General features: G+C 45.4%; 6 protein-coding genes. 1 reads left to right on the top strand and 5 read right to left on the bottom strand.

Annotated elements, in window-relative coordinates; genetic code table 11:
* Positions 1 to 90: 90 nt before the first annotated feature.
* The 5 genes from A2048_00735 to A2048_00715 all read right to left on the bottom strand — a co-directional run bounded on the left by A2048_00735 (position 91) and on the right by A2048_00715 (position 4,237).
* Positions 91 to 1,623: a hypothetical protein gene (locus A2048_00735; GenBank protein OGP07693.1), complete on the bottom strand. Its 1,533-nt coding sequence runs from the start codon at positions 1,621 to 1,623 to the stop codon at positions 91 to 93.
* A gap of 141 nt (positions 1,624 to 1,764) precedes the next feature.
* Positions 1,765 to 2,001 (bottom strand): hypothetical protein, encoded by a 237-nt coding sequence (locus A2048_00730; protein ID OGP07679.1) that lies wholly within the window; start codon positions 1,999 to 2,001, stop codon positions 1,765 to 1,767.
* Positions 2,002 to 2,076: 75 nt separating this feature from the next.
* The gene (locus A2048_00725) at positions 2,077 to 2,352 is read right to left on the bottom strand and encodes a hypothetical protein (GenBank protein ID OGP07678.1); all 276 of its coding nucleotides are present in this window, start codon (positions 2,350 to 2,352) and stop codon (positions 2,077 to 2,079) included.
* A 25-nt stretch (positions 2,353 to 2,377) separates the two neighbouring features.
* A complete protein-coding gene (locus A2048_00720) occupies positions 2,378 to 2,632 on the bottom strand; it encodes a hypothetical protein (GenBank protein OGP07677.1) in 255 nt (84 codons plus the stop codon).
* Between the two features lie 396 nt (positions 2,633 to 3,028).
* Positions 3,029 to 4,237 (bottom strand): hypothetical protein, encoded by a 1,209-nt coding sequence (locus A2048_00715; GenBank protein OGP07676.1) that lies wholly within the window; start codon positions 4,235 to 4,237, stop codon positions 3,029 to 3,031.
* Positions 4,238 to 4,473: 236 nt separating this feature from the next.
* Between A2048_00715 and A2048_00710 the strand changes: the two genes are divergently transcribed.
* Positions 4,474 to 12,375 carry a hypothetical protein gene (locus A2048_00710; GenBank protein OGP07675.1) on the top strand — a complete coding sequence of 2,634 codons (7,902 nt, stop codon included), beginning with the start codon at positions 4,474 to 4,476 and terminating at the stop codon, positions 12,373 to 12,375.
* Positions 12,376 to 12,387: the final 12 nt, after the last annotated feature.

The following is a 12,387-nucleotide window of genomic DNA, read 5'->3' as shown; positions in this document are numbered from 1 at the left end:
TTCGGGACGATACGCTCCTACAAGTCTCTTAAGGGGATCTCTAACAAACTCGAGTTCATGGTTCGAGAACCTCACCATGTCCACTATAGCTTAGTTGGGACACCCTGAGGCTCTCGAAGGGTCACTCTGCAATAACGCTTTAAGCAATTTTTCGTGAATGCCCCCAAAACCGCCGTTACTCATGATCAAAACAATGGAGTCAGGTTTGGTGTGCAAGGCAAGATGGGTCACAATGTTTTCCACTCCTGAAATGTGTTGGGCTTTGATGCCCTGGCTGTTTACATCTTTTACGACGGTATCGACATCCAAAACGTGTCCGTCTTTTACTTTTTCGGGCATGAAAACATCGGCCATAATGACTTGATCTGCTCCCGTAAAGCATTCCCCATAATCTTTCTGAAAAATATTTCGTTTAGATGAGTTGGAGCGCGGCTCAAAGATGGCCCAGAGTGTGTGCTTGGGAAAACGTTTTTTAACGGCTGCAATGGTTTCGCGCACAGCCGTGGGGTGGTGGGCGAAATCATCCATGACAATAATATTGTTGATTGTGCCCCGTATTTCCTGGCGGCGTTTGACTCCCTTAAAACTTTGGAGAGCTTCTGAAATTTTTTGATGGCCAAAACCCAAATGACGAAGGAGGGCGTAAGCGGCTAGGACATTTTGGATATTATGGTCTCCCATGAGGGGGGAATGGAGCAATCCCTCACGTTGACCTCGATAGAGGACAGTGAAAGTAGAGTATGGTTGAATGGTTCGACGGGGCTTACCATGTCCAGAATCGGACACCCTGAGCCGATGTGCTGAGCCAGTCGAAGCATCGTCGAAGGGTTGCTCGCTTTGGAAGTTACTTGCGCTCCAATTTCCTTCCTTTAAGCCATACGATTCTGTTTTTACATTTGACTTTTTAACCAGCTCACAAAGCCGCGGATAATGATTGCAGTAAAGCAGAAATCCCTTCGGATTTATTTTTTCAATCAGTTTTTCAAATGAAGAACACAAATGATCGAGGTCGCGATAAATATCGGCATGATCGAATTCAAGGGAGGTGATGATGGTGTGATGGGGTTGATAGTGCCAAAACTTGGGACCCTTATCGAAAAAAGCCGTGTCATATTCATCGCCTTCGACCACAAAATACTTTCCTTTTTCATTCCACGCATGATTGGGAAGATCTTCCTGCAAAATGCCTCCAATCAAATAAGAAGGTCCCGCACTTAGCTCAACCAACAAATGAGAAAGTAATGCCGTTGTTGTTGTTTTTCCATGAGTTCCTGAAATAACAATCGATTCTTTGCCTGTGATGAAAAAATGCGAAAGCGCCGCCGCCATCGAGGTGTAGGGGATATTTTGGCGTAAGATCTCTTCGGCTTCAGGATTTGTTTTGGGAATGGCATTCCCCACAATGACTAAATCGGGTTTGGGGTTTAAATTTTCAGGTTTGTAACCAGTAAAAAGTTTGATTCCCAAATTTTCAAGCTGAGTGCTCATGGGGGGGTAAGTATTTTGGTCCGACCCGGTTACCTTAAAACCACGTTTTACAAGCAGCCCCGCAAGCGAACCCATGCCCGTGCCGCAAATGGCGGTGAGGTGAATGTGATGAATGTTTTGAGGAATATAGGTCATGTCGGGGAGGGGTGTTTTGTCCCGAAGGGATGCCTTTGGCACAAAACGCCCTTACAACAATTTTTTGCAATATAAACAGCTCTTTTATCTATCGTCCAGTTTTTACTTTTTTCGTAACTAGTACCTGTCGGGAAACTGGGTTCATCTGATCGTCGCTATCGACGCTTCCGACAACGCGCGCTCCCGGCGGACCTTGAGAACCGTATTCCGTCCCAACCCGACCAACAACTCCTTGCCCTTGCGAAATATCCCGTTTACGATCTTTTTCGCGCTCAATGTCTTGTGATTCTTCGGCCCATCCCCGCCACGAGGGACGAACCTGGTGTTCGCCCAACCCGATATTCGCCCATGTCCGCGAAAACCATCAAATTGGGTCAATGTAGGAGAGGGCGATCACAAGGATCGTCCCTACAGGAACATGGTGAGCAAAGTCGCACCCTGAATTGGAAAACTTCAGGGAACCATGATAGTCAAGTAATGCCTCTCTGAAGTTTTGAGGATTTGTCCCGCTTTGATCAGATCAGGATTGGGAAGTTTATTGAGTTCTGCCAAATAAGCAGCCGAGGTACCGAATTTTTTTGCAATGGCAATCAAACAATCCCCGGTTTTGACTTGGTAAGTATCGTAGCTAGTTTCTCGCTTTACGCCCGGAGGTCCCCCGCCATAAAAACCATCCAAGAAAGCATTTGAAAGAATGGGTGCATTTAAATTCACTGAAGAAATAGGCATAAGTCCTCCAAAAATGAGGCTTGAGTTAAAAATCGCGAGCTGGAATTTTGAGAGTTTGTCCCACTTGAATCTGGTGAGGTGCTGAAATACGATTCAACTTCGCCAGATAGGGAACCGTACTGTAAATTCTTTTGGCGATTTTACTCAAGGAATCCCCCTTTACCACTTCGTAGTAATCGTATTTACTCGCCCGGACAACAACAGATCCCCCACCATGAACACCCCCCAAAAGGGCTTGGCTTAAAACCGGGAAATTCAAACTCACAGATGAAATAGCCATACAATCCTCCTTAAGTGTTAAAACCGCAATTTGCTCCTACTAAGCTAATGGAATATAAAAGCAATCTAAATTTTTCTTCCACCATCGACCCTCGTTCTCGATTAATTTTCTCTGAAGGCAGGTTTTCATTTGGTCAAATCACAAAAAACTTAGGGGAGTTTCCCGACAGGCACTAACTAGTTAGCACTTTCAACAAAATACAAAAAAATGGACACCCTGAGCTTGCCCCGCATACGGGGTCCCGCTACGCGGTGATCGAAGGGTCATTCTTGGACAATATTTACTCATTTATATCAAGAATCATGGTTCGACCACCGCGTAGCGGGGTCCCGTTTGCGGGACGGGGCATGTCCAATTTCTTTTGATTTTGAGAAGTGTTGACCAGTTACCTTTTTTCTAACTAACATTAGTTTCACCAAGATATCTTTTTTCTGCAACCAGATAGGCCATTAAGGGTAGTTTGTCTTTTTGAATCACGAAATTTTGGGGACACATCTTGAGTAATTCGCCTTGTTTTTTGGAGGGAAGGCCTTGTGATTTGAGTTCAAAACAACAGTTGTCGAAATGGAAATCGATCTCCGCTTTTGAAGTCTGACTATATAAATAGCTCGCCTGAATATCATCGGCATATCTTAAGGTTTGTGCCAGAAAGGCGCATTCATCCAGTTTCATCTGGGGAAGGCTTTCATCAAAAGTTCGTCTGACATTAAATCCGATGGAAGCAAATATCTGTGCGACAAAGGGATCGAGTGGATACATTTTTTTCTGTTTGGAAGGGACGAACTCCTTTTTGTGGATGTCAAATTTAGGAAGTGTTCTTATGGAAAAATGGTCTTCCTGCATGTCGATCAAGGTTTTGACCGTGTTAGCGCTTTGGATATCGGTTCCTTTTTTTAAGACTTCATAATCGATGCGGCTGTTCATAGTTGTGATCAAGCGTTTGGAAACTGCCATAAGCGATCGTTCAGGGGTTCTGACCTTTGACCAAGTTCCCAAAATCCAATCCCGATATACATGCCAGACATGATCGGGGATGTGCCCTTTTTGTTTGTAATAACCAACGACTTGCGGAATGCCCCCCGTTTTTAAATATTCGTTCCATGGTTTTTCCCAATTGATTTTTTGATCATTCAGCCAATTTTGATTTAAATGATGAAAGTGAAGACCCTGATAGGGTGTTGCTAAATGAGGATAAAAAAAATCGACAAATTCCCTGAAATTCCAGGGCCTCAAAAAAATATTTTTACCTTCTCCTTTTCGGCCCGGAAGTCTTTCGCCGCTTTCAAGCAGGTAGCGGGCCTCACTTCCTGTACACCAAATGCGGGATTGGGACAATTTCCCTTCGGAGTAAAGCGTGCGCAGGGCCAAGTGCCAATCATGTACGGATTGAACTTCATCCAATACGATTGTGGACCTTCCCTGAATGCTGCTGGAAAGATGCTCATAGAGGTCTTTTTTGTCCAGCATGACGGAGCAGTCGGTATAAATAAGAGTTTCAGAATCCTGAACCTGGCTTAAGTAGAGTTTAAGGCTGGAGGTTTTTCCTACTTGTCGGGGGCCATACAAAAGAGAAATGGTGGCAAAAGGTGTGTCAAATATCCTCATTGGTATTGAGGAATAATTAAATATACATTCTTTTCCCCATAAATTAGCCTCATTTATGATGGCTGGATCATCAGTTAAAATATTAATATTATTGTATAATTTTAAATTTAATAATATACGCATTTGTGTTGAGGATATTTTATAAATTAATAAGAATCAACTCTTATTTCTTTAAGTCTTAAGAGTTTTTTAGCAACCTCCCCGAGTAGAAGCCGATAAGAGGCCATTCAATTATTATGGCTATTCCAGGTTTAACAGAGGCGCAAACGCGCCATTTTTGGGGGGTTTTAGGGTTTTCCGATCCTCCTTCTTCCAGTCGTCAGATCACGGCTGAAGATCTTAATGTTTTTCAAATAAAAACAGGTGGCTTTTCGCAAGGTCGTGACACCTTGGAAACTTTAAGAAAACTAGTTGCGGGGAGAAGGCCAGAGCGTCCCGCAAGGCTTGTAAATCCCCTTCATAGTGCCTTACCACCTTTGTATCCGGACGGGAGAAATCGGGGAATGGTTTTGCAAAAGGCTTTTGAAAATAAATTAAATAAATTAGCTGAAGATCATCCCAATGTTTTTTTTGTAAAACACGGTGACGCTCGGTCTAAAGCCGTTGTTTTGGGATGTAAAGATAATCCTTCCATTGTGTCTGTAGCGATCAGAGATCATCTGAATGCTTGGCATTTTATTTCTTTCAGGTGGGATGATCCCAAGGAACAACAAATATGTGAGAAGATTCTGGGCACCTTAAAATATTCATCGCGGGAGATCCACGATTCTGAACTTACCCCACCTAGAGAAAGACTCCAGGGTTTTTTCCCGGGATTTGATGAGCTAGCCCGGGGGTGTGAGGCAAGCATTGGATCAAACCAAATGCGGGTGGGTTTTGATAATCAAGGAATTGTGCTGGATTCTTTGGATCGCCAGGGTGTTCCCCGTTATCATGTGGATGTTGATCCAGGTACTGTCGATAAGATGCATCAATGCATTCTTGATCATCAAAAAATGCAGGCCTGGCTCCTGGCCCTTCCTTTAGATACTCCCAATCTTTTTACTTATACCTATCCGGGCAGGGCGACCCCTGATATCCGTATTCTTTTTCTTGTAAATCAAGAATCGTCCGATGACTGTAATTATTTGCGTGCCCTTATTTGGAATGGCAGTTTTCTTTGTTTTGGGTGGATAGAACGCCAAACTCATCCCTGGCGTTATAATCAATTTGTTCTTTTGGCAAAGGAGGGGAAAGGGGCAATATCGCTGAAAATGGTACAAGGGATTGAGAGTTTTCCTGTTTCAGCCATGTTGGCCAATGATGATATCAATCCTGTTTTTGAAGGGGAGAGTTTTCTTGGAGCCCATATTTTAAGCGATGGGGAAGGGAGAAAAACGCTATTTAAGCTAAGCCAAGAAAATGTTCTTGCTGGTTTTGAATTGGACCCACGGGGGGAAAGTTCTATGGAGGGTGGAAGCATTGGCTTTGTTCCCCTTTACCCTGAAGAAGGAGAACCTTTCAGTCTGGGATGGTTCCAAAACTTACCTGATGATCATCCGGGAATTTTTTATGACCAAGGGGATAAATATCTTGTTTGTACGACCATCCCCCAGAATGGGATTGTCTTGTTATTTGAAAAAGAGGGGCAGCTTTATCTGGCTCATTTAAAAGAAGGCACCCATTCCCATGTAGTTTCTGATCAAACACTTCAAGTGGATCATGACCCCTATATTCAAAATCTCTTAAGCCTGGCTGGGTTTTCTGAAAGGAGTGTCGATGAGCCCTTAAAGTCTTTTTTGGAAATTTTAAAAAAAGAGGGCCTTTCTCCCTTGAGACAATCTCAAGTGAGTGTTGAAAAAACGAGTTTTATTTATAAACCTTCTGAATATGAAGATCTCGTCCTTGTGGAGCCGTTGCATGTAGGGATGCGCCAGCGAGTAGCGTTATTTAATGCCAAACTTCCTCTTTCTTTTCGTTTAAACGGAAATAAGCCCACTGATTCCTTGGGATGGAGTCAAACGTGCATGGAACCCGTTGGTTTATGGAGCCGTGTTGTTGATGGGCATGGAAATGTTCTGACGGGACTTGATGCCCAAGGTCATCCTCCTTTTTATATGGATGTGAAATGGGGCAGCCCCCAGTCGGCCATTATCCGATATGAAATAACAGCCCAAGAAACAGATCGATTGCTTAAACCTCTCAATGCCCACGGAAACATGCAAGGAGATCTTCGTCTTGTTTATGTAAACGATGCCTGGGTTTTAAAGCCGGAAAAGTCTCCCTTAAGGGATTTTCTTGAGAGAGTGGCTTTTGGCCCCAGGATGGTATTGTATTGGAAAGAAAATGCAGGAAAAGGACGCATTCTTCTTCTAGAAATTTCCAATGATCCAGAAAAAAAACTCACTTCTCAGGCAAAACGTATTTTTGAAGCCATGGGATTTGCTTCAACCAGAACAGAAAATGAAGGAGATCCATCCTATTTTTCCCGTCTTATTTTTGGGGACAATTTAAGTTGGGGTTTTATTCATCAATTGGTGGATGCTTTGGAAGGATTTAAGGAAACTGTTTTAAGAACTCACAGACCCTTATGTTGGGAGGAGGACCATCAGGCCAGCCTTTTTCTAGTTCAGGCGGCCGTTCAGAATTTTAATAACCTCAAACCCAATCGGCCCAATGTCTTGGAAGTAAAAGAACAGGGGGATGGGATAAGGTGGTTTTTGCCCGAAGCTTTTGAAGAATCTCGAACCTCTTATCCTCTACAAATTAAAGAGGATACGGGTGCAACCCCTTCTTTGACACAACTGTTTGCACGCAACTTAAAAATTCGGGTGAGCATTCAATGGGGGGAAGGTGTGGTTCCCGTTGTTTACAGAGGGGTGCGTCGTGATGAAGGGGCGACGTCCATTTATGAGCTTACTCCCATAGGCGATGCTGGTTGGGGCAAGGTTCTCTTGAAACGTGAAGGAAAAAATTTCAGCTTACAACCCCAAGAAGGAAGTTCTCCGGCACGATTCTATCTTCCCCAGTTCGATGCGACTTTTGAGGCAAGTGCCCGCACGCTTAGCTTGGGTGTTTTGCATGATGATGATGATAATGCCTGGAAAAAATTAGGGGCCTTGCTCAAAGAGGGTACGGACTGGGCAATCCCCGAGCGCCAAAACATAAAAGAGGGGTGGCGCGTTTTGCTGAATGTGCCTGAGGGGCAGGAAGACCGGGCCGAACGTGTTATCAATCAATGGGCATCCTATCAGCATCATGTTCTTTCAAATCCTTCAAAGAAGGCTTTTGAAAACAGATCCGGTGATATTGTTAAACTTGCCGAAGAATTCAGACAGATATCCAGCCCCAGTGTTCGCCGTCTTTCGTTAACTCCTGTTGATGGGAGGCCCCTTGTTTTGCGTAATGACAGTATGACTCTCCAGTTGGAAACGGTTGGGGCACCCGATTTGGGTTTGGTGCTGGTTCGCTTAAGCGGTTCATGTCGTTTCTATCAATGGTATGCACCCCAGGGCAAGCCCTGGACCCAAGATTCCGTCCGCCTAAGGCCGGACAGGGTTTTGACCCAGCAAGGCTCGTCCCCGAAGCCAACGAGCGTAGGGGATAAATTAAGAAACAGGGGTGATGTTTCTGTTCTGGACCCTTTAGATGAGAATGGGCCCCAAGGTTCTTTCAAATTACAAAAAGTGGGCGGGACTTATGTTTTAGGATGGGACCGGGAATCCGGCTTGGGAAAATTTTTGGAAGATGAGTGGGGTAAACCGGTTTTATGTGCCGAGGTTAATGAAATAGATCGTGTCGTTTTCTTGAAAGCAAATGGGGCACGGGCTCGGTCGCTTATCCACTATTTGAGTACAAGAGTGGAAGATCTGGAATTTGTGGATGGAGTGGTTTCTTTTCCCTACACCCATCGAACAGCCTTGGCTGTTTGGCGGCAGCTTGAAAATATCCGTGGGATATATGCCGATTATATGGCTCAGCAGGAATGGCCCTTGACCCAGTGGCCCCAGGATATTACCGGGCATTATGAGCACGGGGAACGAGTGAAAGTGGGGCTCCCCTCAAAATTTTCTTTTTTCAGCCTTGCCATGGACGTTCGTTCTGTTTTTGAAAAAGGGCGATTTTCCCATTTTGTAAATGATGGTTTTGTCATGAACGGGAACCCTCTTTCTGTCGAAGAACAAGGAGAAACCTGGCAGGCCTGGTGTGATGGAAGAATTTTTGAGCCGGGCCAAAAAATATCCCAAGGGGCCTCTGTCAGGCTTGTGGCAAGAGTTAATAATCGCTGGATGAATTTTGTTTTCCGTTTTTCAAAGGCTCCTCAGGCCAAGGGGCGTCTGCTTAGTTGGCCCATCGAAAGAACCGAGCACTTAAGTGATGGACTCGACCTGAAAACATCTTCTCTTTTATCTCCCCTTTCTCGTGAAGAGGAAGATTTGTCCGTTGGTTTGGAATTGTCGTTTCCTCCCCAAGTACGTGCCTGGTTTGAGAGCCATGGAATGGCTCCTGCTCCTTCTATTGACTTGGCCCGGCGCCCTCAACCCGGAGAAGTTCTTTCCTATCCTGTTGGCCGGATAGGTTCGCTTCATTTTGATCTCGTTGAAGAAGAAAAACTTGTTGCGCAACTAAAACCTGATGAGGCTTTACATGACATCGATGGAAAATATCTCCATTTTGTATTTTCTAGTGGGGAAGAATTGAGGCTGTTTTTGAAGGAACAGGAAGGATTTCTGACTGTTTTTAAATCGGATGTGGAACCCCTTGCCTTTTTGATGGGTCTTTTGGGGAAACCTTTTGATGCCAAATTAGAGACTGGGCAAGTTCTTGTGGTAAAAACAGAAGACGGTGAAGTTAGATTGGTCCCCACCAACGAAAAAGATTTAAAGCCCCCTGTTAAAACCATGGTGTCCTTGACAGACGGGCAACGTGGAAAATTGGAGGAGCTGTTGGCCCATGGCGAGGAAGGAAACGCTGAAGCTTGTTTTTTAGATGGAATTGCAGCTCCCCTTCAAGCGCATGATCTTATTGCGCCGGGGGATTTGTTTCCCATGACAGCGGGTTCCCAGCAAGAGGTGCGTGATGTTTTGGACTGTGCTTTTAGGGAACATAAAACTCCCCAACAGATATGGGAAGAACGTTCTTCAAAATCTTTTAGAATTGTTGTCCGGAGTGTGGAGTCAGGCCATGAAATCTCACTTCCTGTCAGATTTAGGGACCCTTCAGAATTGGCGGATACGGATCGTCGCTTAAATGGCTTTGTTTTGTCACCGGATAAAGAAAATCCCATCCAGGTAAGAGCTGCCGGAGAAGAACACTGGGAGGCCTTGGGCGAGGATGTCCGTTATTACCGACCCAAGGGTTGGTGGCGCATCTTTTCACTCGAAAGAGGAAATACTCCCTTTTATTTGGGCGTTGTGGCCAGTGGCAAAAATCCTTTCTCGCTTGTTGTAATAAGTGAGGCGGGGGTTTCCGATTTGAAACAATTACGCCAAAGGGCAAAAACCCTGGCCGATGAAACAAGCCGGCGCCTGATTTGGTCGAATTCTTTCAGGGTTTTTCTTGATTCCAGTGAAAGCCGTGATGCAAAAGAGCCCATCCCTCTTTCTTACACCCTTGTAGGCCGGGAAGAAGGGCGCATTGTGACGGCCCACCTTAGGGGTCTTCTATACCACCCGCTTACGCGCCAAATGGAAATGGACGCAGCGGTTTTAGTGAAAGATGGAATCGAGACTCCGTTAAAATTTGTTGAGGTAAGCCAACAATGGGAATGGATTTTCCAAACACCCCGGGGAAATCGCTATTCTTTAAGCCTTTTTGACAAAGTCTTAAGAGATCTTGAGATGGAAGAACGATTTTCACATGAGGCGGTCATGAACGCCGCCGGTGTTAGTGCCGATTACGAGCTTCGTCCGGAAAAAACAAGAAATGAGAAACAGGCCGAATATGCCTATGATGATACGATAAGAGTGGTTTTGGAAACAGAAAGCCCGCCGCCTGTTGCCCCTCCTTCCACTTGGGGAGGAACCCTTCTTGAAACGGCAAAGCTTGTAGACGTTGCCTCGGAAGATTCTTCAACCAAAGAACAGCTTCTGAGCACTGTTGATTTGGAGAAGATTGTTTTGATCCCCGACCAGCCCACCTTTTGGACCCAGGTTTACACAGGTTCAAAATCAGAAAAAAGACGCTGGATGACCTTTTTCGGCTATTCCAATGGTTTGCAGGTTGTTTTCCAGATTTTGATGAAGCCCCTCTCTAAAGGTCAAAATTTTAAATATGTGGCTGATTGTAACAAGGGGGAAACAGTCGATAACACCGTTCTTGTTTATATCCAGAATCCCCGCAATCCTGGTCAAATTTATGCTCTGCAAGCCGAAGATGTTTTCATGAGCCAGGAAATGGAAGGGGATAGGATCAATCTTGATCTAAGAATAAAGGTGGATGAATCGGACGAAAGGGATGTTCGATTCAGATTGACGCAATCCCTGTGTTACAATTCAGCCCTGCGACCCTTGTTTGGTTTTGAAGGAAAACCTGCCAATGGGCAAAAGAATGAGGATCATGCAAATGAGACCATGCAAGGAGGGTATTCGCCCGCGACTATCCGCATTCTTACCCAACTTTTTGACCTGGATGAAAAAGCCCCTCTTAATTTTAGGGAAGGCTGGCGGGGGGGGGCGCTGGATTTGGTTTCCGTAACCGAGGAGATGGGGAATGGAAACCATGAGCATCATATTTATGGTTTACGTCCTGTGGAAGACAAATTGGGTCTTTTCAGGGAAGGGGAAGAAGCTCCGGCCTATTACGTGACCCAATTCAAAAAGGAAATGACCGATCCCGTGTATCTTTTAGAAGAAGTATCGACCGGTAAAAACTCCAGGGTCATGATCATCCATCCCGATGGCAATATTCTTGTTCGTAACATCCCGTCCAATCTGGACCAGCTTTCCAAGGCGCCGCGTTCCTTTGTTTATCATATGCACAAAATAGAAGGGGGGCGTTATTCCAAAGAAAAACCTTCTGCAGCGGCCTGGGATATGATTGCGCTTTCACGTGATGATTTATTCAGGAATTACGGGATTCCCAAGGAGGCTGAAGTTGTTTCTTTAGTGCCTGCCTTGGCCCGAGGAGAAGGGATTGATGGAACTGCCGTGGTGGCCAAAAGCTCAACGGATTTTGCCCGTATACGCTTGTATGTATGGAAAGATGCGAAAGGGTGTCTTAAGGTGGCCCCGGGAAATGTTTATGAGGAAGAACTGGATGCCGGGGAATATTTTCCTTGGGGAACAGATTTTTTGCCCACAGATATTCCCAACCAGTGGCGTGACCAAAAAACAGGAAATCGCCTTGTTTTAGATGTGGTGCAAGACAGTCCGGGCGGGCGTGTGCGCGTGGTCATGAAAAGTTTGAATGGGGGGCAGGCTAGTGATTTGGTTCCCTATGGTTGGATGGAGTTTGCCAGTGAAAGTGATTTATTTGGCGATGCCACCCAAAAGGGGTTGGCCCACTATCATGAAACGAAGGCTTTTAGTGGCCGCAAACTTCTCCCCAATGATGAAAACTTTTTGACCCAACGCGCGGGGGCTTCACTGCTTTTTGAATCGGTTCCCGAATTAACCGTTGAAGCTTTTAAGCATGACCCTATGGGGCGTGGTTTGTTGGAGGCTCTGTCTCATACACAAGCGCGCCATGCTGATGTAGGTGTTTTGTTGGGGGCGATCCATTATTTAAAACTGGATCAAATGGAAAAATATACGCAGGACGGCAAAGAAGGCCCGGGGCTTGAAAGGCTTTTGGTAAACGTGGCGGCGTGGGCGGCACAACTTCCCCGGCCTCCTGCGGGGAGAAGGAGAACATCTCGAGCGCGGACAGAGAGAGCTTCCAGACCTCCGCGACCGTTAGGAGATCGTGCTTTAAAAAACGGTGGAGAAGTGGACAAATTAAAAGTGGCACAGGCCTTTGAAGTTCCCCCCATTTCTGTTTGTCCAGATGTTGCAGAAAAACCGGCCAGAGAACAAAAGCAACAAAGGGCAACTCCAACTTCTGTGCCTCGCATCAGAAGATCGAGAGTTTCATCGTTATCAAGAAATTTTGGTCTCAGGTTTGCTCCTCCGCTTAGTTCGGGATTACGTTCATTATCCGGGGTTCGGGTGTTTCGGTAGTTTCCTATTTTT

The organism is Deltaproteobacteria bacterium GWA2_45_12, from assembly GCA_001797365.1.
Lineage (GTDB): Bacteria > UBA10199 > UBA10199 > UBA10199 > UBA10199 > UBA10199.
The sequence above is the reverse complement of the archived record's forward strand: the minus strand, read 5'-3'. Positions and strand labels throughout refer to the sequence as shown.

Excerpts from the sequence above, each read along its gene's own strand:
- A2048_00720 (OGP07677.1), bottom strand. The coding sequence starts at position 2,632 with ATGGCTATTTCATCTGTGAGTTTGAATTTCCCGGTTTTAAGCCAAGCC.
- A2048_00725 (OGP07678.1), bottom strand. The coding sequence starts at position 2,352 with ATGCCTATTTCTTCAGTGAATTTAAATGCACCCATTCTTTCAAATGCT.
- A2048_00710 (OGP07675.1), top strand. The coding sequence starts at position 4,474 with ATGGCTATTCCAGGTTTAACAGAGGCGCAAACGCGCCATTTTTGGGGG.
- A2048_00715 (OGP07676.1), bottom strand. The coding sequence starts at position 4,237 with ATGAGGATATTTGACACACCTTTTGCCACCATTTCTCTTTTGTATGGC.
- A2048_00735 (OGP07693.1), bottom strand. The coding sequence starts at position 1,623 with ATGACCTATATTCCTCAAAACATTCATCACATTCACCTCACCGCCATT.